Consider the following 25189-nt stretch of genomic DNA (forward strand, 5'->3'; position numbering starts at 1 on the left):
CATCTGTATTTGTTGCAATTTCATGTACGCCGTTGACATTCCGGGTGACAAAGTGTGACGAAACCATGCATTTCCCGTTAAGTGCGTGTTAGGTTCGATCAAGGTCAGGACAAACCATGAACATGACCGTAACAACCGCAGGGATGCGGACGATCTTCATCCACTAGGGGGATTCACCACATGACGCACTACCGCACGCCCGGTCGCCACCCGCTGACCAACGCTCTGCTCGCCGGCCTGATGATGGCTGCCGCGGCCCCAGCTCTGGCCCAGGAGGCCAGCTCCGGCAGCAACCCGATCGACCTGGACCGCGTCAGCGTGACCGGCTCGCGCATCGCGCGTACCGGCTTCGTGACCCCCTCGCCGGTCACCGCCATCACTGCCGAAGAAATCCGCGCCACCGGCGCCAACAACATCGGCGACCTGATGGCGCGCCTGCCGGCGCTGAGCCCGACCTATACGCTGGGTAATTCCACCCGCTTCATCGGCACCGCCGGCGTCGGCCTGATGGACCTGCGCGGCATGGGCACCTCGCGTACGCTGGTTCTGGTCAATGGCCGCCGCCATGTCGGCGCCACCTMCGGCTCCTCGGCGGTGGACGTCAACACGATCCCGGTCGAGTGGATCGAACGCGTTGAAGTGATCACCGGTGGTGCATCGGCCGTGTACGGCGCCGATGCAGTGGCCGGCGTCGTCAACTTCATCATGAAGAAGTCGTTCGACGGCGCCGAAGTGCGCGCTCAGACCGGCATGGCCAGTGAAGGCGGCTTCAACCGTTCCTTCATCAGCGCCTCGGCAGGTACCGATTTCGCCAATGGCCGCGGCAGCGCGGCGATCGCCCTGGAATACAGCAAGCAGGACCGCTTTGTCCGCAGCGACCGCGCGATCGGCAACGAATTCCTGGTGTCGGTGCCGAACCCGAACTACGACCCGACCAAGCCCTCCAACGAAAGCAATCCGCAGACCGTCCTCAGCGGCCCGGGTGGCAACCATTCGATCTCCTTCGGCGGCACCTTCACACTGGGTGCGTTCTCGCCCACCAACAAGGCGACCTGGGGCAACCGTTACCAGTTCAACCCGGACGGCACCTACCGCCCGCAGCGCTATGACGGCGTGATGCCGAGCACCACCAGCTGCGTCAACTGCGACTTCGCCGACCTCAATTCGGTGGCCGATCTGCAGCCCGGCTTCGACCGCAAGAGCGTCAATACAGTCGTCAACTTCGATCTGACCGACAACCATCGCCTGTATTTCGAAGGCAAGTACACCGAGACCGTGTCGGACTTCCTAGCCCAGCCGTCGTTCGACCAGACCCTGCGCATCCAGCGCGACAATGCCTACGTTTCGCCGCAGCTGCGCGCCCTGATGGCCGCCAACGGCGCCAGCCAGTTGACCCTGAGCCGCTTCAACGTCGATGCCGGCCAGCGTGGCGAGCACGTGGAGCGCAACACCCAGCGCTTCGTGCTTGGCGTCGAGGGCAACCTGACCGAGAACTGGACCTACGACGTGTACGGCAACTGGGGCCAGAGCGAGGTCAAGCGCTGGAACCTCAACAACCGCATCAACGAGCGTTGGCAGGCAGGCTTGGACACCGTGGTCGATCCGTCCACCGGCCAGATCGTCTGCCGCACCACGCTGAACCCGAACGCGACCAACCCCAACAACGGCAACCGCGTGTATTCGCAGTTCGCACGCGAGGGCTGCGTACCGTTCTCCGTATTCGGCAACGGTGCAGTGACCCAGGCTGCGCGTGACTGGATGAACGTCAAGTCGTTCAACTATTCGCGCCTGCAGCAGTCGGTGTTCAGCGCCTCGCTGGCCAACGCCTCGCTGTTCAGCCTGCCGGCCGGCGACGTCGGCGTGGCCGGTGGCGTGGAATACCGCCGCGAGAAGAGCCGCGAAATCACCGATCCGCTGGCAGCGCAGGGCCTGACCTTCCTCAACGCGATCCCCAACCGGATGGGCAAGTACGACGTACGCGAAGCATTCGTCGAAGCCACTGTGCCGTTGCTGGCCGACATCCCGGGCATCTACAACCTGACCATGGACGCTGCCGGTCGCTGGTCCGACTACAGCAGCATCGGCAAGACCACCACCTGGAAGGTCGGCCTGGACTGGACCATCATCCCGTCCCTGCGCGCCCGCGGCACCCTGTCGCAGGCGGTGCGCGCACCAAGCATTGGTGAACTGTACAACCCGCAGAGCGAGAACTTCGCCACCGTCAACGATCCCTGCAACTACCTGGCCACCAATTCCAACCGTCCCAACACCGCAGCTGATCCGGCTCTGCGCCAGGCCAACTGCTCGGCGCTGGGCGTGCCGGTGGGCTGGGTCGACACCTACACCGCAACGCGCCCGGGTGTCAGCGGCGGCAACCCGAATCTGAAGCCGGAGCGTGCGCGCAGCTTCACCTATGGGCTGGTCTGGCAGCCTGATTTCCTGCAGGGCTTCGGCATGTCCGTGGACTACTGGTGGATCAGTCTGAAGGACGCCATCGGTGCTGTGACTGCACAGACCAATGCCACCCGTTGCGTGGATTCTCCGGGCGGCATCAACAACAGCTTCTGCGGCTTCATCGAGCGCGCACCGGTCGGTGGCAAGACCGATGCCGGCGGCCGGACCTTCCCGGAACATTCGATCAGCCGTTGGGTTGCGCTGAACGAAAACCTGGCTCGTTCGCGTCGCGTCGGCGTCGACCTGGAAATGGACTACCGTTTCAAGCTGGCCGAGGGTGACACGGTGATCCGCCTGGTCGGTACCCGCCTGCTGCAGTCGCGTGAATGGGCCTTCCAGGACTTCCCGACCGAGTACGACGAGAACGTTACCTGGGTGACCGACCCGCGCTGGCGCGGTTCGCTGCAGACCAAGTACTCGCTGGGTCAGTGGCGTGCGTCGTGGGACCTGAACTACGTGAGCAGCAACCTGCGCGTGCAGCCCAAGAGCTACCAGGCCAACCCGGGCCAGACCAGCCCGATCCGCAACGGCTCGTACGTCTACCACAACTTCCAGTTCGGCTACCGCTTCCCGGGCGACAAGATCGACGTCTACCTGGGCGTGGACAACGCTTTCGACAAGGATCCGCCGGTGAACTACTTCGGCTCCGACGTCGGTTCGGCGATGTACGACAACATCGGTCGCTACATGTACATGGGCGCTACCTACAAGTTCTGATCCAGCAACACATGCAGTAACCCGACAGACCCGGCTTTTGCCGGGTCTGTCTTTTTCCGGTACCGGCAAGGCCCCCTTGCGCCCGGCCATGACCTTCGACACCCTTGCAGTGCGGGCCGGCGGCGTATCGTTCGGCCCACGGCCGTTCCCCCGGCCCTTCCCTGACTCACTCGGCCTGGAGGCCATTCAAGTGACCCGTACTCCCAAGATCGTGCTGCTGACCCTGGCCGTTTCGGCCGCGCTGGTCGGCTGCGGCAAGAACGAAACCCCGGCAAAGGATGCCACCGCCTCCACGCCGGCCGCGGCCGACGCCGCCACCACCTACAAGCTCGACGAGAGCAAGCTGCCGGCCTACAACGCCTTCCAGGCCAGCGATCTGGACAGCAACCTTGACGCCTGCACCGCCTTCGGCGACTACGTCAACGGCAAGTGGCTGGCCGCCAACGAGATTCCGGGCGACCGCACCAGCTGGGGCGCCTTCACCATCCTCGACGAGCGTTCGGTGGCCGTGCAGCACCAGCTGGCCGAGCAGGTCGCGCAGGTCAAGAATCCGGCCGGCATCGAGAAGATCGTCGGCGACCTGTGGGCCACCGGCATGGACGAAGCCAAGGTCAACGCCCAGGGCATCGAGCCGCTGAAGGCCGATCTGGCTGCGATCGACGGCCTGCAGGACAAGGCGGCCATCGCCAACTACCTGCGCACCAGCGCCGCCAAGGGCGAGAACGTGCTGTTCGGCTTCGGCGCCGAAGCCGACTTCAAGAACTCGGCCGTGAACATGGCCTATGCCAGCCAGGGCGGCCTGGGTCTGCCGGACAAGACCTTCTATACCGATGCCTCCAAGGCCGACAAGCTGAAGGCCTACCAGGCTCACGTGGCCAAGGTGCTGGAGCTGTCCGGCGTGGCCGCTGCCGATGCAGCAAAGCAGGCTGAAGAAGTCGTCAAGTTCGAGACCCGCCTGGCCAAGGCGTCCAAGTCCAGCGTCGAGCTGTCGCGCGATGTCTCGCTGTACTACCACCCGGTCAGCCTGGCCGAGGCCGATGCGCTGACCCCGAACTTCAGCTGGACCGAGTTCTTCAAGTCGCAGAACGTGGCCGCGCCGGAGAAGTTCTCGCTGGCCATCCCGGCCTTCCACCAGGAAGTGAGCAAGGCGCTGGGCGATACCGATCCGTCGGTGTGGCGCGCCTACCTGCGCTTCCACACCGTGGACAGCGCCTCGCCGTACCTGGCTGATGCGTTCGTGCAGGAAAGCTACGAGTTCTACGGCAAGACCCTCAATGGCCAGAAGGAACAGAAGCCGCGCTGGAAGCGCGTGCTGGGCACCATCGAGAGCGACGCCGGCGAAGCCTTCGGCCAGCTGTACGTGAAGGTCGCCTTCTCGCCGGAAGCCAAGGCGAAGATGGAAGAGCTGGTGAAGAACCTCGCCGCTTCGCTGAAGGAACGCATCCAGGGCCTGTCCTGGATGAGCGAAGAGACCAAGGCCAAGGCCATCGCCAAGTGGGAAACCTTCACTCCGAAGATCGGTTACCCGGACAAGTGGCGTGACTGGTCGGGCCTGCAGACCAACCGTGACAGCTATCTGGGCAACGTGCGCGCGGCCACCGCGTTCAACTACCAGTACAACCTGGCCAAGATCGGCAAGCCGGTGGACAAGACCGAGTGGGGCATGACCCCGCAGACGGTCAACGCCTACTACAACCCGCTGCAGAACGAGATCGTGTTCCCGGCCGCCATCCTGCAGCCGCCGTTCTTCGATGCCAAGGCGGACGACGCGCTGAACTACGGCGGTATCGGTGCGGTCATCGGCCACGAAATGACCCACGGTTACGACGACCAGGGCAGCCGCTTCGGGCCGACCGGCAACTTCGAGAACTGGTGGACCGAAGCCGATTCGAAGAACTTCGCTGGCCTGACCGGCAAGCTGGTCAAGCAGTTCGACCAGTACAAGGTCGACGGCCAGGCCGTGAACGGCCATCTGACCCTGGGCGAGAACATCGCCGACCTGGGTGGCCTGGCCACCGCCTACGACGCATTGCAGAAGGCGTCGGCCGGCAAGGAAGACGCGAAGATCGATGGCTTCACCCGCGATCAGCGCTTCTTCTTCAACTGGGCCACCGTGTGGCGCACCAAGTACACCCCGGAGAACGCCAAGGTCCGCCTGGCAACCGACCCGCACGCGCCGGCGCAGTTCCGCGCCGTCGGTGCGCCGTCGAACCTGCCGACCTTCACCGCGGCCTTCCAGTGCAAGCCGGGTACGCCGATGTCGCGCACCGGCGACTCGCAGGTGGTGATCTGGTAAGCCACGGCTGAGGCCACGGCTTGCCTGCAGAGGCCCGGGATTTCCCGGGCCTTTGTTTTTCCGCGCGGTGGAGATCATCTGCGTCGTTGCAGACGTCACAGCGCATGCATCTCCCACCCTGCCCGGCTTGCTATAGTTCGCCCGCCCTCAATCCATCACGGATTCGTTCTACATGCCCAACTTCCGTCCGCTTGCCATCGCCCTGGGCATCAGCCTGGCGACCCTGGTTCCGACCCACGATGCGTTCGCCGCCAAGAAGAAGGCCGCACGCGCCCCGGCCGTCAGTGCGCAGTGCAGCGATTTCTACGACGCCACCAACGCAGGCTGGCTGAAGGCCAACCCGGTGCCGCAGACCGGCGCCGCCACCGCACTGGGCCAGCTGGTCGACCGCAGCCGGCAGCAACAGCGTGAACTGCTGGACGCCTCGATGAAGGCGCCGCAGGGCAACGTGCAGAAGCTGCTGGGCGACTTCTGGGCCAGCGGCCTGGACGAAGCGGCCGTGGAAGCCGACGGCTCCAACCCGATCGCACCGCTGCTGACCCGCATCAACGCGATCAAGAAGGCCAAGGATGTCCCGGCCTCGATCGCCGCGCTGCACCAGGTCGGCATCCCGGTGGCCTTCAACTTCGGTCCGGACGTGGACCTGAAGGCGCTGGACCGCCACATCGGTTACTTCATGCAGGGCGGCATGGGCCTGCCTGATCCGGCCTTCTATACCCGCACCGACGCCGACACCGTCGCGTTGATGGGCCGCTATCGCAACTACGTCAAGCAGATCCTCGCACTGACCGGCACCCCGGCGGCCAAGCTGGACGCCGAGTCGCAGGCGGTGATCGCGCTGGAAACCGAACTGGCGCGCAACGCGCAGTCGCTGGCGGGCATCAACAACCCGTTCAACAACTACGCGCCGATCTCCACCAAGGACCTCAACAGCCGCTACCGCAACCTGCAGCTGGACGCGTTCCTGAAGGCGCAGGGCGTCAACGATGACCTGGTGTCGCTGGCCGATCCGGCGCTGTTCAAGCAGCTCGACGGCATGGTCACCAAGCTCAAGCCGGACCAGTGGAAGGCCTACCTGCGCTGGCGCGTGGGCGACTCGATGGCGCCGTACCTGTCCAAGGCGTACCGCGATGCGGAGTTCGAATTCCGTGGCCGCGTGCTGCGTGGTGAAACCCTGCCGCCGCAGCGCTGGGAAAGCGTGCTGGACGCGATCAACGTGGCCGCTGGCCCGATGGTCGGCCGCGAATACGCAGCCCGTTACCTGTCCGCCGAAGACCGCCGCCAGGCGGCCTGGATCGTCGACAAGGTGCGTGAAGTGCAGATCGAAGCGGTCAAGAACAACAGCTGGATGAGCGCCGAGGCCAAGACCGAAGCGCAGGCCAAGCTGGCCGCGCTGAAGATCGAGATCGGCACCCCGCTACGTGACCTGGACTACAGCGTGCAGCCGATGGGCCGTGGTTCGTTCGGCGGCAACATGCTGATCGCGTCCACCTGGCGCCACCGCGAGGAAATGAAGCGCATCGGCAAGGGCAACGCCGACCGCCGCTGGGACGTGCTGCCGCAGCAGCCGTCGCTGGCCTATGACCTGGCGCAGAACCGGCTGATCGTCACTGCGGCGATCCTGCAGGGCCCGGTGTTCAACGCCAAGGCCGATGCCGCCGACAAGTTCGGCAGCTTCGGCGGCCTGGTCGGCCACGAGCTGACCCGTGCGATCGATGCCAAGGGTGCGCTGGTCGATGCCAAGGGCGAACTGCGCAGCTGGTGGACCCCGGCCGACAAGACCGCTTGGACCCTGCTCGGCACCCGTGTCGCCACCCAGTACGGCGCCTACGAGTTCCCCGGCGTGAAGGGGGCCAAGGTCAACGGCATGCTGACCCAGGAAGAGAACCTGGCCGACATCGCCGGTCTGGAACTGGCCTGGGCCGCGTACACCGCGCAGGAGCCGAAGGCCAAGCCGGCACAGCAGCAGGGCTTCTTCCGCGCCTGGGCTGCGCTGTGGCCGCAGCAGCTGTCGCCGAACGAGGCCGCACGCCGCCTGACCGCCGACATCCGTGCACCGGGTCGCTGGCGCACCAATGGCCCGCTGTCGAACCTGCCGGCATTCGGCGCCAGCTTCAGCTGCAAGCCGGGCCAGCCGATGCAGCGCACCGACGGCGAGCAGATCAAGGTCTTGCGCTGAGGTTCATGCAACAGCAATAACGGAAAGGGCGCCTTCGTGGCGCCCTTTTTCGTCGGTGGACATCACGCGGGCTTCAACGTTCCCCGGTAATGCACGATCCGCCCCACCACCGGCGCGCCGATCTCCACGTCGAAGACGAAGCGCCCATCCTCGTCACTCTCGAAACTGTTCTCTCCGGGCAACAGCCACTGCGGCAACGGCAGGCCCAGGATCGACCAGCGTCGCGGCACCAGTTGCAGCCGCCCGTCGTCGACCAGAAGCGCCAACGCTACCGATACCGCACCGAAGCGTTCGACCAGCAGCGCTTCGTTGCGCCCCTGCCCCTGCGTCTGCAACGAAGAGAAACGACGGCCGGCAAAGGTCCGTGTCCAGCGCTCACCACCCGCCTCTGCGGTGAACTCCACGCTGACCGGCACCGCCTCGCCCGCTGCCGGAAAACCGAACACTTTCCCCAGCAACCGCGACAACAACCCAGCACCGCGTTCGACCGATGCCGTGCCGCTCCAGCGCTTGGCTGCAGACGGTGCGTGCAACGCCTGCACGCTGGCCGGCAGCTGCGCGTACGCGCTGCCCAGCAGGCGCTGGTACAGGCTGGCACCGGGCATGTCGCGGCGGAAACCGGTATGGATCGTGCGCCCGTCGAACAGCCGGTCGTAGTCGGACAGTTCCAGCGCATGCGTGGCCGGGCGTGCACCCGGTGACGGCCGATCACCGGCCAGCTGCTTGCGGATCACCGCTTCGATCGCCATCGACGGGATGTACGGGCCGTCATCGGCTTCGGCCAGCAGGTGCCAGCTCTGTTCCACACGCGCACCATCGCGGGTGCCCACGGCACGCACGATCATGCCGCCGCGATGCTCGCCGAACTTCATCAGGTTCAACACGGTGTAGAACAACCGCGAGCATGGCTCCAGCGATGGCAGTTTCAGGTGCAGGCGCGCCTTGGCCAGCACATTGAGCACGCGATGCAGGATCTCCGGCACCGGGCCAGCCCCCATCCAGATGTCGGTCATCGTCGGATGTGCGGGTGGCAGCACCTGCAGATCGGGCACATCCACCAGCGAGAAATGCAGGTTGCGCAGCGGCAGCCGCCCCGGCACCGCGACGGTGAAGCGGCGACTCTCGGCAAGGCCGATGCCGTGCCCATCGCGACCGTTGCGGCGCAGCTTCACCGGCGCACCGGCATAGCCGACCACCGCACGCATCACGTTCAGGCCGATGCCGGCATACGGCGATGGCGCGATGCCGCCCTCCACGCTGACGATGTCCATGTGCGTGGCCATCTCGCGCAGCACCGCGGCGGTCAGTACGGGGAAGCTGCTGACGCCCGACAGCACGTAGATGCCAGCCGCCCTGGCCTGCGCGTCGTACTGCGAAACGCCGAACACGAAGTCTGCCGCGTCGGCGAAGTCCAGATAATCAATGCCGGCGGCGATGCAAGCTTCGATCGCGCCATAGCGGTGTTCGCCATAGTCCTGGAAAGGACCGGAGGCATCCACCACCAGGTCCGGTCGCTCGGCCTGCAGGGCCGTGGCCAGCCGTTGCCGGTCGACCTGCAGTGGGCGCAGTGTCGATTGCCCCACGTAGCTTGCACAGAAGGCCTGTGCCGCTGCCAGGTTGCGGCCACCGATCAGCAGTTCCAGCATCGGCAGGTCGGCCAGCAAGCGGACCAGGCGCCCCCCGAACACCCCATAGCCACCCAGAATCAGGATCTTCACGCATCATCCCTGTCGTGTCGTCCGGCCATGGTAGCGCGGCGCCGGCAGCTCCCGCAGTGCAGCACGATCCGGCATTAACACCGCCCATGCTATCGCTGCGCCTTCGTCCACTGCGGAGCCCCGCCATGGCTCACAAAAACACGATCTGCGTCTGGTATGACAACGGTGCGCTCGAGGCCGCCACGTTCTACGCAAAGACCTTTCCCGACAGCGAAGTAACCGCTGTGCATCACGCGCCCGGCGACTTCCCCGACGGCAAACAGGGGGACGTGCTCACCGTCGAATTCACGGTCTGCGGCATTCCCTGCGTCGGCCTCAATGGTGGCCCGACCTTCAAGCACAGCGAAGCGTTCTCGTTCCAGATTTCCACCGAGGACCAGGCCGAGACCGATCGCCTGTGGAATGCCATCGTCGGCAACGGTGGCCAGGAAAGCCAATGCGGCTGGTGCAAGGACCGATGGGGCGTGTCCTGGCAGATCAGCCCGCGCATGCTGATCGAAGCGGTGACCAGCAAGGACAAGACCCTGGCCAAGCGCGCCTTCAACGCGATGATGCCGATGAAGAAGATCGACATCGCCACCATCGAAGCGGCGATCCGCAACGCATGACGACGTTGGACACGATCATCGTTGGCGGCGGCCACAACGGGCTGGTGTGTGCGGCGTATCTGGCGCGCGCGGGGCAGCGGGTGCTGGTGCTGGAACGTCGCGGCATCCTTGGCGGCGCGGCTGTGACCGAGGAGTTCCATCCAGGCTTCCGCAACTCGGTGGCCTCGTACACGGTGTCGCTGCTGCAGCCGAAGGTGATCGAGGAGCTGCAGCTGCATGCGCACGGACTGCGCATCGTCGCGCGGCCGGCCAACAACTTCCTGCCATTGCCTGATGGCCGCTACCTGCTGTCCGCACCTGGCCGCACCCAGGCTGAGGTGGCGAAGTTCTCCGAACGTGATGCGCAGGCGCTGCCCGCCTATGAAGCGCGCCTGGAGGTATTTGCTGATGTGCTGCGCGACTGGGCGCTGCGTCCGCCGCCCGACCTCGGGGTGATGGCTGGCTGGCGTGCGTTGCCGGCGTTGTGGCAGATGGGCCGGTTGGGACGGGAGTTGGCCGCACTCGCCCCTGCACTGCGCCAGGAACTGCTTGACCTGTTCACGCTGTCGGCCGCCGAGTACCTGGATCGCTGGTTCGAAAGTGAGCCGATCAAGGCCCTGTTTGGTTTCGATGGCATTGTTGGCAACTACGCCAGCCCGTACACGCCAGGCAGCGCCTACGTACTGCTGCATCACGTGTTCGGCCAGTGCAACGGGGTCAAGGGCGCGTGGGGCCACGCCATCGGTGGCATGGGCGCGATCAGCCAGGCCATCGCCGCGTCCGCGCGTGCGGCCGGCGCCGAGCTGCGCGTCGATGCCGGCGTGCAGCGCCTGCTGGTTGAGGACGGGCGCGTGGTCGGCGTCGCGCTGTCCGGCGGCGAGAGCCTGCGCGCACGTGCCGTGGTGGCCAACGTCAACCCGAAGCTGCTGTACGAACAACTGCTGCAGCCCGCCCAGGTTCCCGTCACCACCCGTGAACGCATGGCGAACTGGCGCTGCGGCTCGGGCACGTTCCGGATGAACGTGGCGCTGTCGCGGCTGCCGGATTTCCGCGCCCTGCCCGGCCCCGGCGATCACCTCAGTGCAGGCATCATCATGGCGCCCAGCCTGGATTACATGGACCGTGCCTGGCTGGATGCACGCCGCGAGGGGTGGTCGCGCGAGCCGATCGTGGAGATGCTGATTCCGAGCACGCTGGACGACTCGTTGGCGCCACCCGGGCAGCATGTGGCCAGCCTGTTCTGCCAGCACGTGGCACCGGTGCTGCCCGATGGCCGTCACTGGGATGATCACCGCGATACCGTTGCCGACCTGATGATCGCCACCGTCGATCACTACGCTCCCGGCTTCGCCGACAGCGTGCTTGGTCGACAGGCACTGTCACCCTTGGATCTGGAACGGACGTTCGGGCTGATCGGTGGCGACATCTTCCACGGTGCGCTCAGCGCCAACCAGCTGTTCTCGGCGCGGCCCATGGTTGGCCAGGCCGGCTATCGTGGCGCCCTGCCCGGCCTGTATCTGTGCGGCGCGGGCACGCATCCGGGCGGTGGGGTGACCGGCGCGCCCGGGCACAACGCGGCGCAGGTGGTGTTGGCCGATGCATGAAATGCGTGCCAACCAAGGTTGGCACCTACCCGCGTGGGACAAGGTGTGCCAACCAAGGTTGGCACCCACCTGCGCCTCACTTCACGCTGCGCAGGTGGTTCGGGCGCTTCGGCGGGCCGGGCGGACGACGCTTGTTGAACGGCGGTTGGCCGCGCCAGTAGCGGATCAGCAGCCAGCCGAACAGCATGCCGCCCAGGTGCGCGAAATGGGCCACGCCCGGCTGCCAGCCGGTCATGCCCAGCACCAGCTCGCCGACACCGAACAGGATCACGAACGTACGCGCCTTCATCGGAATCGGCGGGAACAGCAGCATCACCCGCTGGTTGGGGAACAGCATGCCGTAAGCCAGCAGCAGGCCGAACACACCACCGGACGCGCCCAGCACCGTGGCCGGATTGTCGAGCATCGTACCGACCAGCAACTGGCACACGCCGGCACCGACCACGCACACCAGGTAATAGGTCAGGAAGCGCTTCTCACCCCAGGTCTGTTCCAGCGGCGCGCCGAACATGAAGACGGCCAGCATGTTGAAGAACAGATGGAAGAAGCTGCCGTGCAGGAAGCCGTAGGTCAGCAGCTGCCAGGGCTGGAAATTGCCGCCCGGCGAGAACGCATCGAAGCCCTGCTGCAGCGGCTGCAGCATGAACGGCTCGAAGGTCTGCATGCCGAGCAGGAACGGCTGCTGCAGCAGGAACAGGATCGCGTTGGCGATCAACAGGGCCTTGGTGACGGTTGGCAGTCGCGGGAACATGGGGACACCGGCATGGAACGGCCTCCATCATAGCCGCAGCACCGTGTCTTGTTGGCGACCGGCAGGCGTAGCCTGTTCAGTCGCCAGCGGCGCTCAACCGGGGCCCCACACGGCCGCATCCAGCGCTGCAACCGGATCGGTCGCGGGCATCCGCACCCGGCCATTCTCCACCACTACGCCCTCGGCACGCAGCCGCTGCGACTGCTCGCGCCAGCCGGCCGACCCTTCTTCCATGGCAATGCGCCCATCCGAGCGCAGCACGCGGTGCCAGGGCAGGTCTGGATCGTCGTTCTGGCCGAGGATGCGTGCGGTCAACCGCGCGCGCCCAGGCAGGCCGGCACGCATCGCCACCTGGCCGTAGCCCATCACCTTGCCAGGCGGAATCGCACGGATCACCGCCAGGATGCGCGCACGCGCCTGCTCCGGCGTCAGCGTCGCAGGCGGGTCACCAGCAGTACGCCGATCAGCACCAGTACGGTGCCGGCGATCTGCGCCGGCCCCATCGGTTCGTCGAGCAGCCATAGGCTCATCACGATGGTGGAAACAGGGCCCAGCATACCGACCTGCGCGGCCAGCGACGAACCCACGCGCTGCACCGCCAGCATGATCGCCAGCACCGGCAGCACCGTGCACACGGTGGCGTTGACCAGCGACAGCCACTGCACCGGCGCCGGAGCCTGCCACAGCAGCGGCAGCGGATGGGTCACCGCGAAATGCAGCAGCACCAGCGCGCTGGCCACGCAGCTGGCATAGGCGGTCAGCCGCACCGCACCGATGCGCGCCACCACCTGCCCACTGCCGAACAGGTACAGCGCATAGCTGAGTGCACTGCCCAGCACCAGCAGGCTGCCGAGGATGATCTGCCCGCCCTCACGCTGCAGATCGTGGCCGAAGGCGATCAGCACGCCGATATAGCTCAGCACCAGCGCGCCGACCTGCCAGCGACCCGGCCGCTGCCGCGCCAGCAGCACGTTGATCAGCAGCACCAGGGTCGGGTTCAAGTACAGGATCAACCGTTCCAGGGTCACGCTGATGTACTGCAGGCCCTGGAAATCCAGCAGGCTGGACAGGTAGTAACCGGTGAAGCCAAGCCACAGCACGCGCGCGCGGTCGGCCCACGACAGCGGCGCCGCACGGCGCGAGGCCCACACCGCCATCAGCACGAACAGCGGCAGCGCCATCAGCATGCGCAGCGCCAGCAGCGTGGTCGCGTCCACGCCATGGCGCAGCCCCAGCTTGACGATGATCGCCTTGCCCGAGGCAGCAATGGCGCCGATCGCAGCCAGGCCGATGCCGCCCAGAGCGATGCGCGGGGACGTGGTGGCGATGCGGGGGGAAGAAGTGGACATCAGGAAGAAAACGGGCCGCATGGGCGGCTGGAAGCAGCCGGATTGCTTCCAATTGTCTCATGGCACTTCCGGGCGAACGATCCGATGTCCGTTCATGCTCACTGCAATTCCTGATCCACGCATGGCGTGAATCTACGTGTCGACCAAGGTCGACACCCACCAACAGCAACACAGAACGCCGGTCCGACAGATCGCAGGAATCTGTCGAAGGCGGGGTGGGTCCGGTTGCGGGGGCGTGAGCCGCATGGGCCCGAGGTATACCTCGGGCGGGTTGGGCAGGACGCCCAACCCCGGTCTTGCCGTGTGCGCAGGACAGCGCACGCGAGCAAGCTGCGACCGAGCTTGCGGGGGTGAGGGCGCTTTGCTTGCGAAGCACTGCTTCGCAAGCGCCCGAACGCACAGCCGCCAGCGGCTGGGCCGGGCCCCGGAGGGGGACTTGCAGCGTCCCCCGCAACCGGATCCACCCCGCCATGCCACAGGAAGCACGCTTTTGCTGTTGCTTCGGCTGTTGATCTTGAGGTTGCCGGCCAGCGGCCGGCACTACCGTGAGTGTCGGCTCAGCGCATCAACACCACTTCTTCAGCAGACGTCGGGTGAATCGCCACCGTGTCGTCGAATTGCGCCTTGGTCGCACCCATCTTCACCGCCACCGCGAAACCCTGCAGGATCTCGTCGGCCGCTTCGCCGAGCAGGTGTATGCCGACCACACGCTCCTCCGGGCCGGCACAGACCATCTTGAACAGGCTGCGCTGGGTGCCGTTGGCCAGCGCCTGCAGCATCGGCCGGAAACGGCTGTGGTACACCGTCACCTGGTCGAAGCGCGCACGTGCATCTTCCTCGCTCATGCCCACTGCGCCGAGCGGCGGGTGCGAGAACACCACGCTGGCCACGTTGTCGTAATCCATCTTCGCGTCCGGGCGGCCACCAAACAGGCGATCCATCAGACGGCGCGATGCAGCCACGGCAACCGGCGTCAGCCCGACCTTGCCGGCGATGTCACCGACCGCATGCACGCTCGGCACGGCCGTGGTCTGCCACTCGTCCACCTCTACCTGCTGGTGTTCGCCGATGCCTATACCGAGCGCCTCCAGGCCGAGATCCTTGCTGTTGCCGCGCCGGCCGGTAGCGAAGAAGACGGCGTCGAACACGCTGTCGATCGGGCCGTCGTGACCGAAGGCACGCACGCGTTCGCCGTCGCGCGTCAACTCGCGCAGACGATAATCGAAGTGGATGCGGACACCCTGCTGGCGCAGGTTCTCGGCCAGCTGCGCGGTCAGCTCGTAGTCGAAGCGCTCCAGCAGGCGACTGCCACGCACCAGCAGGCTCACCCTGCTGCCCAGCGCCTGCAACAGCCCGGCAAGTTCCACCGCGATGTAGCCGCCGCCGATGATGGCGACGTCGGCCGGTGCTGCACGCAGGTCGAAGAAATCGTCGGACACCAGGCCCAGTTCGGCGCCGGGAATGTCGGGCCGCTGCGGATGCGCCCCGGTGGCGATGAGGATCTGCGCAGCGCTGTACTGCACGCCATCACTGCACGCCACCGTGTGCGCATCCAGCAGATGGCCACGGGCAGGAATGCGCACCACGCCGGTTTCATCCAGGCGCTTGTGATAACTGGTGTGGATGTTGCTGATGTAGGCCTGGCGATGGATCACCAGCTCTTTCCACGACAGCGCCGGACGCGCCTCCACGTCGAAGCCCATCGCGCTGGCCAGGCCGATGCGCTCGGCCAGGTCGGCCGCCAGCCACATCGCCTTCTTCGGCACGCACCCTACATTCACGCAGGTACCGCCCAGTTCACCTGGCTCCAGCAGGGCAACACGCTTGCCATGCTGCGCGGCGCGGATGGCGCCGGCCAGGCCAGCGGAACCGCCGCCAAGGACGATCAGATCGTAGTCATAAGAGGGAGTGTTCATCGGAATCGCTCGGGTCGACAGGGAACAGGATCGATGGCGGGCGCGCGCCCGCAGAAAAGATCGACGGGCAGCTGGCTGACGCAGGCGCTCATGCTGCTGCGAGCATGCCATGACCCGCTGCAGGGCAGACGTGAGGGTGTGCAATGGCGTGCTTGACGATGCACGCAGCCATGCAGATCGCCAGGCGCGCGCCCTGCATCGATCACCGCTGCCCAGCCCCACGGCGCATCGCTGGCCATTGCTGGTACGTCATCGCACGCCACAGCCATTCCATCGGACCGAAGCGGAAACGACGCAGCCACAGATGGCTGAGGCTTACCTGTGCAGCGAACAGCAGCAAGGCGAACAGCAGCTGCCAGGCACGCGGTACTGCATCGAACCACCCCAGCCCGTAGTGATAGAACAGCAACGTACAGACCACCGATTGACCAAGGTAATGGGTCAGCGCCATCCGGCCGACTGGCGCCAGCCAGCCCATGCGCGCACGCCAGTGCACGATCCAGGCCAGGTAGCCCAGGCACATCGGCACGCCGCCCACGGCCACCAGCGCCATTGCCGAGGTGGTCGGCAGGTCATAGACACCCGGGGCCAGATAGGGCTTCCACAACACACCCGCCAGGGTGACCAGCAGGCCCAGAGGCAATGCGATCCAGCGCAGGCCGGCATACAACCGCGGGAAACGCTCCGGCGCGGTCAATGCGCCGCTGCCGGCGAACCAGGCCCCCAACAGGAACATGCCCAGCACTTCGGGCCCGGAAATGAACATGCCACCCAGCGACGCGCCGAACTCATGCAGGCGCTGCACGTTGGCCTGCATCCAGTCACCCTGGCCGTACACCAGGCGTTGCTGGTCGATGCCCTGCTGCGCGTCGACCAGCATCTTCTGCAGGTCCTGCGGGGTGGCCATCGACACCATCGCGCCGACCAGCAGCATCAGCGCAACACCCAGCGCATACACCAGCAACCCCATCCAGGGCAGCCAGCTGCGCGGTGCCTCACGGCAGGCCAGCAATGGCAGCGAGGCCAACGCATACAGCACCAGGATGTCGCCCGACCAGACCAGCAGTGCATGGCACAGGCCGATCAGCAGCAGCCCGGCGCTGCGGCGCAGGTAGAACGGAGTGAACTGGCGGCCCGCTGCCTCGGCGCGCTGGGCCATCACCGCAAAGCCCGCCCCGAACAGCAGCGAGAACAGGGTGAAGAACTTTCCCTGCACGAACACATAGACGAACGCATCAGCCCAGTAGTCGATGCCCTGCCAATGCGCGTCGATGCCCGTAAAGGCCAGGTCCAGCGGCCCGCTGAGGGCCTCGATGTTCATCAGCAGGATGCCCAGCAGGGCGAAGCCACGCAGTATGTCCAGCAGGGCGATGCGTTCGCCGGAAGCCACCGGTTGCAGGGAAGGGGAAGCGGTGTTCACAGGGCATCCGGCGTGCAGGTCCGTCATTATGCCGCCGGCCTGCGGACCGTGGATGGCTCCGCCCTGTTCCACATACGCAACGGCCCGCCGAGGCGGGCCGTTGCTGCCATCACTATCGCGACGCGATCAGTGCTGGTGACCGCCGTCGCCGTGGACGTGGCCGTGTTCGAGCTCTTCCTTGCCGGCTTCGCGCACGTCGACGATCTCGACGTCGAAATGCAGGTCCTTGCCGGCCATCGGATGGTTCAGGTCGACGTCGACCACGCTCATGCCGACCTTCTGCACGGTCACGGCACGCGGGCCGAAGTTGGTCTGCAGCACGACCTGCTGGCCCGGGACCAGCTTGGCGGTACCGAAGTGCTTCTTCGGCACGCGCTGGGACAGGCCATCACGGCGCTCGCCGTAAGCATCGGCCGCCTTGACGTCGACGTCGAAGGTCGCGCCGGCTTCCTTGTCCATCATGGCGTTTTCCAGGCCCGGGATGATGTTGCCGTGGCCGATCAGGATCGCCAGCGGCTCGCCGCGGTCCTTGGACGATTCGATCGTCTCCTGGCCGGCCTCGGAGACGGTGTAGTGGAAGCGGACAACGCGGTCTTTTTCGATCTTCATGCGCAACTCTGTCTGGATCTGCCGGAGGCAGGCGGGTTGGGGCGGGTTGTCGCCCGGCGGGGACGCCGCCATCATGACGGCCAATCCAAGGTCGCGCATTATCCGGAGAACATGCACATCACGCCAGTTTCGTCCGGCACGCGCCGGCTCCTCGCGCCCGCCCTGCTGCTGGCCCTGCCCCTGCTGCTGACCGCCTGCGGCGGCGGCAAGGCCGTCCGTTCCGCACCGCCACCGCCTGCGGCAGGCTGGCCCAGCACCACTCCGGACAACCCCGAAGCGGCCAATTCGGTGCTGATGCGTGCCATCAGCCTGGTTGGCACGCCCTATCGCTACGGCGGCAACACGCCTGAATCCGGCTTCGACTGCAGTGGTCTGGTCGCCTACGTCTACCGTGAAATGCTGGATCTGAAGCTGCCGCGGACCTCACGCGACCTGGCGGCGGTTCAGGGCCCGAAGATCGACCCGAAGCGCCTGGCGACCGGCGACCTGGTCTTTTTTGGCAGCCGCGGCAGTGTCAGCCACGTCGGTATCTACGTGGGCGAAGGTCGATTCGTGCACGCCCCGAGCACCGGCGGAACGGTCCGCCTTGATTCCCTCAGCGGCCCCTATTGGAAGGACCACTACACAGGGGCGAAACGGGTCCTTCGCTAAAATGAACAGGCGATATGTTCAAAACTGTGACAGATATCACCGCGCAACTAACGATTTATTAACGGAATTTTTAACTTATTACTGCTTTTACAGGGCATGATGCCCCATCGTTTTTTTCCTTGTGACCGACGCGTGACGACAAACGACCCGACGTGCCAAGGCCAGACCGCCGCTTCTTCGCGTAGTGTCCGCCCGCTTCTGCTGGGCCTGGCATTGTGTCTGACCAGCCTTCCCGCCTGGTCGCAGTCCGCTCCCACCCGTACCGATGCGACCCCGGCTGCTACCGCCGAGACCGCCCCTCGCGCAGCCGCCAAGGCCGACGCCACCGCTCCGCAGCGCAGCCGCGCCGATGCCGCCGCCAGCGCCACCCTGGCCGCCCTGCTGCCGCACCTGGCCGCCAATGACACCATTCCCCTGATGGACCGCTCGGCCATGGTGGCCGGTGACCTCAGCCGCCTCCTCGCCAATTACGACACCAGCAGCGCCGCCAATGGCAGCGTCGTGGTCGGCAACGCTGCCGACAACGGCAAGGTGCAGTCGCTGCTGCGCCGGGCCATGACCCTGCTCGGCACCCCGTACCGTTGGGGTGGCAGCAATCCGGACAGCGGCTTCGACTGCAGTGGCCTGGTCGGTTACGTGTTCCGCTCGGCCCTGGGCATCGAGCTGCCGCGCGTCTCGCGCGAAATGGCGCATGACGCCAATGCCGAACTGATCAACGACCGCGCCGCGCTGGCTGCAGGCGATCTGGTGTTCTTCGGCCGCAAGGGCCGGGTCGACCACGTCGGCATCTACGTGGGCGATGGCCGCTTCCTGCACGCCCCAAGCACCGGCAAGGACGTCCGCGTCGACACCCTGCTCACCGGCTACTGGGGCAACAAGTTCATGCAGGCCCGCCGGGTCGACCTCTGATCCGGGGTCATCTGCGCATTGCCTGAAAAGCCGCTGCCCTGCAGCGGCTTTTTCATTGGGCGGCTGGCCGTAACCGGGGCCGCTGGCCGCTGGCCGCCGCTTGCTGCGTTGGTCCTTGATGTCAAGGTTGCAGTGACCGCGACAGGCCGACCGTGTTCGGCCACAGCATCCCGGCGCGGGGCGGCGCGCCGGGTGCCCGGCTGGGCCGCCCGTGTTGCCTGGGGGAAAGGAATGGCGGCAAGCCTGGAGATTCCATCGCGTTGCGCAATCTGGTTCGGCCAACCGCAGGCAGCCGAGCGGGGTGCGCTGGCGGCGGCCGGTTGGCAACTGCGCTGCGTCAGCCCTGCCCCTGCCATGGCCATCGGCCTGCGCGGCCGCGACCACCTGGTGGCCATCGTCGATCTGCGTCACCTTGATGCCGACGCCGTGCAGCTGCTGCTGCCATGGATCGAGCGGCATCACCACCTGCCCTGGCTCGCCGTGCTGCCCCCTGGACTGGGCAGCGCTCCGCCCGCGTGGGGGCCGCTGCTGCGCGCGTGCCGCGACCAGTTCGCGCTGCCACTGGAACTGCACGATCTGCTGTCGGCAATGCAGCGGCAATCCGAGGGCGACGACGCGTTGCCGCACATGGTCCGCGAGTCCGGCAACCTGCCGGCGCTGATCGGCGACAGCACCGCCCTGCTGTCGGTGCGCGCCTCCCTGCATAAATTCGCTCCGGTCGACCTGCCGGTGCTGGTCACCGGCGAGACCGGCACCGGCAAGGAACTTGCCGCGCAAGCGCTGCATGCCTTGTCCGGGCGCGCCGGCAAACCGTTCCTGGCGATCAACTGCGGCGCGATCCCTGCCAATCTGGTGCAGTCCGAACTGTTCGGCCACGAGCGTGGGGCCTTCACCGGTGCCGCCCAACGCCGCATCGGTCTGTTTGAAAGTGCCCACGGCGGCACCGTGTTCCTCGATGAAGTCGGCGACCTGCCCGCCGACGCACAGACCAGCCTGCTGCGGGTGCTGCAGGAGGGGACGCTGGAACGGGTCGGCAGCAACCAGCCGCTGCGTGTGGACGTGCGCGTACTGGCAGCCACCCACGTCGAACTCGAACAGGCGGTGGCCCAGGGCCACTTCCGCCGGGACCTTTACTACCGCCTCAATGTCCTGCGCTTGCCGATGCCCGCGCTACGCGAACGTGGCAGCGATGTCCTGCTGTTGGCCGAGCACTTCCTGCGCGGCTTCCGCCAACGCCACCCCGGCCGCGCACGCGGGTTTGATCCCGGTGCACGCCAGGCCATGCGCGGGTTCGACTGGCCCGGCAACGTACGTGAGTTGTTGAACCGCGTGCAGCGGGCAGCGATCGTGGCCGAAGGCGAGCTGATCAACGCCGCTGACCTGGACCTGGCAGAGCCGGACGCCCCTGCGCGGCGCGCGCTGCTGCAGGATGCGCGTGGCCAGGTGGAGCGCGATGTACTGCTGCAGGCCCTGCGCCAGCATGGCTACAACGTGTCGGCGTGTGCGCGGCACATGCAGATCTCGCGGGTCACGATATACCGGTTGTGCCGCAAGCATCATCTGGAACTGCCGGCGCAGCGCTGACAACGCAGGCCCCTGCGCGGCCGGGCATGCACCGACACCAGCAAAGCGCGGCCGTGCAGCGCCGCGCCATGCCGGGCTGCCGCGCTTACAACATGTACGGCACCTTGAACGCCAGCGTGAAGTCCGGCGCATCCGGGGTCAGGCCGATGCCCAGCAGCGTCACCAGCGTGGTGTGCTGGTTCAACGCGTAGGTCACGCCGAGATTGAGCGAGGCCGCATTGGCATCGCTGCCGATCACCTTCACCCATTCACCGCCCTTGAACCGGGTCGAGGCGCGCGTGCTGATCTTGTCGCTGAAGGAAATGCTCAGGCTGGTGCGCTCGTTGAACGCGAAGGCCACGCCGGCACCGAAGTACACCGAACCGCCCAGTTTCACATCGCCGGGATTGACCGTATCCGGGTTGCTGTCGATATCGCTGAAACCGCGCGGGAACGAATGGATGTAGCCGGCGTTGGCGAACAGGATGGCCGGATCGGCGGTCTTCACCATCGATACGCCCAGGTTGGCCTGCCATACGCCGTTGCCGGTCGGCTGTTCCTGCGGCACCGCGAAGCGGATGTAGTCATCGTCGTCGCGCTCGATTACTTTCCAGTCCAGCCCATAGGGCGCGCGACCCGTTGGTGCGGTAACGCCACCGGTCAGCACCGTCTCCGGGCGCCAGCCGCTTTCGGCGAACAGCCGGTAATTGGCACTCAGACTGACATCGCCGATGCCGCTGCCATTGGTTTCTTCCTGCGCGATCGCCGCCGCCGCACCACCAGCACCGCCCTTCTGGTAGACCGTGCGTCGGGCCAGGTACGGCACGTCCATGTTCAAGGTGAGATTGGGACTGACGCCCCAGCGCGCGGCCAGGTTGTAGGTCAACGAATCGGATTCGACGTTCTCGATCGCGATGTTGCCGAGGAAGATCGCATCCAGCGCAAGGAAGCCGTTGAGCGTGAGCTGCTTGCGGTCGTAGCGTGCATAGGTGAGGCCGTTTTCGATGGTGAACCGGCGCGAGAACAATGCCGCCTGCTGCTGCTTGACGTCATCCACGCTGCGCCGGGCCTCCTGCTTGGCTTGCTGTGCCTCGGCCGCGCTGCTGGCATAGCCTTCGCTGCTGGGCGGTACCGCGGATGCCGCAGCCGGCGCCAACGGCGCAGCGGGCGTCGCACCGGGGCCTGCGCGACCACTCAGCCGCGCCTGCATCGCCTGCACCTGCATGTCCAGTTCGCGCAGGCGTCGTACCTCCTGTGCGTAATTGGCCTTGAGCTGTTCCAGTTGCGCGATCAATGCCTGCATGTCGGCGCCATCACTGGGCGCAGGCTGCTGGGCGAAGGCAGTGGCCGCCAGCGCCGCCAGCGCCAGCGGAGTAAGCCGGTAGAGAGTGTGCATGTCGGTGACCTGCGTTGTACGTCGGTTCCCCCCGACCAGGCCGTGTTACTGGCCTGGGCCCATGCCGCGGTTCATCCCGATCGCCTGGGCCACGTTCTGGCTCAAGGGCAGGTTGTTGGCCGCGGTATTGCGTACCAGCTCCAGCTGCAGCCGGTTGCTGGCGGTCTGTCCATCGCCGGCCAGGGCAATGCCCTGCCCCACGCTGCCATTGCGGATCCACTGCTGTACCAGGCTCTGCCCATCAACCTGCAGCAGCAGGCGCGCCTGATTGCCATCGAGCATGGCGGTGGCAGTAGCCCCGCCCTGCTGTGCCTGTGCCATGCGGCTGCCGTCATCGCCCAGTGCGGTCGGCACCAAGCCGTCACGCACGGTCAGGGTGGTCACGTTGCGTGCGGTGTTGCCATCGCCGGCCACCTGCACGCTCTGCACCAGTCCGCTGGCATTGGCCAGGCCGGTACTGTCGATGCTGCGCCCTGCCGTTGCCGGCAACGGTGCGTCAGCGGCGGTAATCTGCACGCTTGGCTGGAAGCTCAGCTTGGGGGTGCCGCCATTGCGGAAATCCATGCCCAGGGTCAGCGCGCCCTGCACCACTGCACCGTTGGGTCCCTGCCACTGCGAAATCATCGTCACCCCGAACCAGGCCACGTTGTTGCCGCCAACGGTGTAGCGGCCGCGCATCAGGTTCAGTTCGGGATCGGGTATTTCCTTCAGGCCTCGCCCCGGTGCACCGTCTGCCGCCATCAACGGCGACACCGGCAACATCAGCAGCAGAGCGAGTACTACACGTTGGCATTGCATGATCGTGCCTCCTTCAGAACAGGTCGGCGTGGCTGAAGCCGAAGTCGACCAGTTCGGCGTCGGTGATCGGTCCCTGCCGCGCATACAACGCGCGGGCACTGGGCCGTTCGCTGGGTTGCAGCAGCACCGTATTGCGATCGAAGTCGCTGCCGATCACGACGAAAACGGCGCGTGACGGCCAGGCGGCACTGAACTCGGCCAGTGACAGGCTGCGGTTGCCCAGGATCGGATCGGCCACTTCCACCACCCCGTCGCGCACCTGCTTGAGCACGACGAAATGCCGGAAGCCGCGTACATCCATCAGCACCAGTCCAGGAACCCGCAACGTGCGCAGGCGCGATTCATCGATGCGATAACCGCGTCCACGCATGCCCAGCGATTCGACATAGCGCTTGATGTCCAGCAGTGAAAAACCACGTTCCTTGACCAGCTGTGGATCCGATACCCCCATCATCCCCTCGATCACCGTCGCCTCGGTGGTGTCCAGGTGGTAGGCATAACGCAGGATGGTGGCCAGAGCGGCCGCCCCGCAGCTGTAATCGGTGTGCTGCCGCACCAGGTTGCGATAACGCCGCTCCTGCATGCTTTCCACCTTCTGCTGCAGCAGCGCGCCATTGGGCAGCACCCCGCTGAACACCACCTCGCCTGCCCAGCCACATGCGCTGGTCAGCAGCAGCAGGCAGGGCAGCAGACGCAACCACCAGCGATGACCGGCCATGCCGTTCTCCACGAGAAGGAAGGGACCCCTGCCCCAAGGGGGAGGAGGGACAGGGGCCCCCGGGGGAACCCGGCCATTGGCGGATGGCCGGGCTTGTTGCGCTCAACGCAGGTTCGCTGCGAAAGCGGTCACACCGTGGATCACTCGCCGCCGCCGGTCCCACCGCCGGTGCTCGGCTGCGCCACGGCCAATGCCAGGCTGTTGGCCTGCAGGTTGCCGGTACCCGATGCCACGTTCACGCCGATGTTGCCGGACGCGCCGGAGAACGCGCTGCCGGACAGTGCCGAGGTGTTGGTCGCATTGACGTTCACCCAGCGGGTGGTGCTGACCGTGCCACTGAGGCTGGCATAGAGGTCGGCCACGCCCAGCTCGACGAACTGGCTGGTGCCGCTTTCACGCGTATCGAAGCCCAGGCCACCCACTCCCGGCCGGTTCGGGTTCATCGTTGCATTCTGGATCTCGTTGTCCAGATCGATGTGCCCGGTCGCATTGCCACCCGGATGCGGCAGATCGCCACTCCACGAATCGAGGTAGTAGTTGGCCATCTGGTAGGCATTGCCGGTGCCGCGATAGGTACCGGCACCCACGGCCAGGGTACCGCCTGCGACGCGACCGCTCAGGCCGACCTGCACCGTATCGGTGTAGGACTGCACGAAGCCGGCGTTGGACACGGTGTTGCCGGTGGACACCTGGTTGGAGCTGATGCTCGACTGCGCCATCGCACTGGTTGCCACGGAGGCTGCGAGCGCGTTCTTCTGCTCGTTGTTGTTGCCCGAGGCGATGTTCACGCCGATGTTGCCCGAGGCACCGCCGAAGGCATTGCCACCGAGGCCGGCGGCGTTGGTGACGCCGGAGTTCATGGTGGTGTTGCCGAAGCCGGCCTGGTTGACGAACACCTCGGCGTCGGCCATGCCGAAGCTGAAGGAAGCATCTGCAGCGGACAGCGACGCAGCATTGTCCTGCGCGTTGTTGTCGCCGGCCACCACGTTGAAGCCGAGGTTGCCGGAGGCACCCGCACCGACATCATCGGCGATCGATGCACTGTTGGTGACCAGGCTGTTGCCGGTGAGGTTGTTGCTGATCGACTGGCGGTTGTCGATCACGGCGATGGCTGCCGAATCCAGGTCGATGTCACCGGTGATGGTCGGATCGCCGGAGAAGTTGATGTCCGAACTCAGCCGCAGATCCTTCTCCAGGTTCACGTCGACGCCGTGGTTGTTCTTTTCCTTGCGCTCGTCGGCCTGGATGTTGCTGTTCTTCTGCACCTGCTCGTTGACGTTCACCGTACGATTGCGGGTCACGTTCGAGGTGTCGGTGTTGTTGCGTACTGTGGTGTTGGTGCGGGTCCAGTTGCGGACTTCGTTGTCGGTATGGTTGTGCGTGTCGTTGCGGGTTTCAGTCACGACGTGGTTGTGGTTGATGTTCGCATTGGCATTCTGGTTGTCCCAGCCATTGGCCGCAGCAGCGGTCGAGGCAGTGGCAATTGCCATGGCGAGTACGGTCTTTTTGACAGTCGCTTTCATGGTGCCCTCTCTCTCATCAGGTGATTGGTTC

19 protein-coding genes are annotated in these 25189 nt (G+C 66.0%); 8 read left to right on the plus strand and 11 right to left on the minus strand.

Annotated features, from left to right (window positions below):
- Nucleotides 1-180 precede the first annotated feature (180 nt).
- The 3 genes from AB4Y98_RS07665 (at nt 181) to AB4Y98_RS07675 (ending at nt 7646) form a co-directional block, all read left to right on the plus strand.
- Complete coding sequence (locus AB4Y98_RS07665) at nt 181-3171, plus strand: TonB-dependent receptor domain-containing protein (RefSeq protein ID WP_442244089.1); 2991 nt, start codon at nt 181-183, stop codon at nt 3169-3171.
- Nucleotides 3172-3361: 190 nt separating this feature from the next.
- Nucleotides 3362-5467, plus strand: a complete 2106-nt coding sequence (locus AB4Y98_RS07670; protein WP_312106864.1) for a M13 family metallopeptidase — start codon at nt 3362-3364, stop codon at nt 5465-5467.
- A 172-nt stretch (nt 5468-5639) separates the two neighbouring features.
- Complete coding sequence (locus AB4Y98_RS07675; RefSeq protein ID WP_442244090.1) at nt 5640-7646, plus strand: M13 family metallopeptidase; 2007 nt, start codon at nt 5640-5642, stop codon at nt 7644-7646.
- Between the two features lie 62 nt (nt 7647-7708).
- Here the strand turns inward: AB4Y98_RS07675 and AB4Y98_RS07680 are convergent, their stop codons facing one another.
- Complete coding sequence (locus AB4Y98_RS07680; protein WP_442244091.1) at nt 7709-9364, minus strand: DUF4166 domain-containing protein; 1656 nt, start codon at nt 9362-9364, stop codon at nt 7709-7711.
- Between the two features lie 125 nt (nt 9365-9489).
- Here AB4Y98_RS07680 and AB4Y98_RS07685 point away from each other — a divergent pair, with 125 nt between their 5' ends.
- Entirely contained in the window at nt 9490-9972 is a 483-nt protein-coding gene (locus AB4Y98_RS07685; protein WP_312106870.1) for a VOC family protein, read from the plus strand.
- Nucleotides 9969-11555, plus strand: a complete 1587-nt coding sequence (locus AB4Y98_RS07690) for a phytoene desaturase family protein (RefSeq protein WP_442244092.1) — start codon at nt 9969-9971, stop codon at nt 11553-11555. Before AB4Y98_RS07685 ends, AB4Y98_RS07690 begins: the two co-directional genes overlap by 4 nt.
- Before the next feature lie 76 nt (nt 11556-11631).
- Here AB4Y98_RS07690 and AB4Y98_RS07695 read toward each other — a convergent pair whose 3' ends face one another.
- From AB4Y98_RS07695 to AB4Y98_RS07720, 6 genes are all read right to left on the minus strand, one after another.
- Nucleotides 11632-12306, minus strand: a complete 675-nt coding sequence (locus AB4Y98_RS07695; protein WP_223482807.1) for a rhomboid family intramembrane serine protease — start codon at nt 12304-12306, stop codon at nt 11632-11634.
- 93 nt (nt 12307-12399) lie between these two features.
- The gene (locus AB4Y98_RS07700) at nt 12400-12828 is read right to left on the minus strand and encodes an MGMT family protein (protein WP_428705144.1); all 429 of its coding nucleotides are present in this window, start codon (nt 12826-12828) and stop codon (nt 12400-12402) included.
- Complete coding sequence (locus AB4Y98_RS07705) at nt 12735-13655, minus strand: DMT family transporter (protein ID WP_312109917.1); 921 nt, start codon at nt 13653-13655, stop codon at nt 12735-12737. The genes AB4Y98_RS07700 and AB4Y98_RS07705 overlap by 94 nt, the downstream gene beginning before the upstream one ends.
- Nucleotides 13656-14212: 557 nt before the next feature.
- Nucleotides 14213-15571, minus strand: a complete 1359-nt coding sequence (gene gorA / locus AB4Y98_RS07710; protein ID WP_394197816.1) for a glutathione-disulfide reductase — start codon at nt 15569-15571, stop codon at nt 14213-14215.
- Between the two features lie 202 nt (nt 15572-15773).
- Nucleotides 15774-17018 (minus strand): DUF418 domain-containing protein, encoded by a 1245-nt coding sequence (locus tag AB4Y98_RS07715; RefSeq protein ID WP_442244093.1) that lies wholly within the window; start codon nt 17016-17018, stop codon nt 15774-15776.
- A 99-nt stretch (nt 17019-17117) separates the two neighbouring features.
- Nucleotides 17118-17600, minus strand: coding sequence for an FKBP-type peptidyl-prolyl cis-trans isomerase (locus tag AB4Y98_RS07720; protein ID WP_442244094.1), 483 nt, complete (start codon nt 17598-17600; stop codon nt 17118-17120).
- 111 nt (nt 17601-17711) lie between these two features.
- On the opposite strand from AB4Y98_RS07720, the gene AB4Y98_RS07725 reads away from it, so the two are divergent.
- The 3 genes from AB4Y98_RS07725 to AB4Y98_RS07735 all read left to right on the plus strand — a co-directional run bounded on the left by AB4Y98_RS07725 (nt 17712) and on the right by AB4Y98_RS07735 (nt 20744).
- Complete coding sequence (locus AB4Y98_RS07725; RefSeq protein ID WP_428705193.1) at nt 17712-18251, plus strand: C40 family peptidase; 540 nt, start codon at nt 17712-17714, stop codon at nt 18249-18251.
- A 132-nt stretch (nt 18252-18383) separates the two neighbouring features.
- Nucleotides 18384-19160, plus strand: a complete 777-nt coding sequence (locus AB4Y98_RS07730; protein ID WP_033831682.1) for a C40 family peptidase — start codon at nt 18384-18386, stop codon at nt 19158-19160.
- Between the two features lie 231 nt (nt 19161-19391).
- Nucleotides 19392-20744, plus strand: coding sequence for a sigma-54 interaction domain-containing protein (locus AB4Y98_RS07735; RefSeq protein ID WP_033831683.1), 1353 nt, complete (start codon nt 19392-19394; stop codon nt 20742-20744).
- A gap of 85 nt (nt 20745-20829) precedes the next feature.
- Here the strand turns inward: AB4Y98_RS07735 and AB4Y98_RS07740 are convergent, their stop codons facing one another.
- The 4 genes from AB4Y98_RS07740 to AB4Y98_RS07755 all read right to left on the minus strand — a co-directional run bounded on the left by AB4Y98_RS07740 (nt 20830) and on the right by AB4Y98_RS07755 (nt 25158).
- On the minus strand, nt 20830-22119 hold the full coding sequence (locus AB4Y98_RS07740; protein ID WP_363732357.1) for a transporter: 1290 nt from the start codon (nt 22117-22119) through the stop codon (nt 20830-20832).
- Between the two features lie 45 nt (nt 22120-22164).
- Nucleotides 22165-22917: a hypothetical protein gene (locus AB4Y98_RS07745; protein ID WP_394197823.1), complete on the minus strand. Its 753-nt coding sequence runs from the start codon at nt 22915-22917 to the stop codon at nt 22165-22167.
- A gap of 13 nt (nt 22918-22930) precedes the next feature.
- Nucleotides 22931-23635, minus strand: coding sequence for a C39 family peptidase (locus tag AB4Y98_RS07750; protein WP_025876073.1), 705 nt, complete (start codon nt 23633-23635; stop codon nt 22931-22933).
- Nucleotides 23636-23775: 140 nt separating this feature from the next.
- Entirely contained in the window at nt 23776-25158 is a 1383-nt protein-coding gene (locus AB4Y98_RS07755; protein ID WP_312108114.1) for an adhesin, read from the minus strand.
- Between the last annotated feature and the right edge of the window lie 31 nt (nt 25159-25189).

Origin of the sequence: Stenotrophomonas sp. 2YAF26 (assembly GCF_052114625.1) — a bacterium.
GTDB classification, from domain to species: Bacteria; Pseudomonadota; Gammaproteobacteria; order Xanthomonadales; family Xanthomonadaceae; genus Stenotrophomonas; species Stenotrophomonas indicatrix.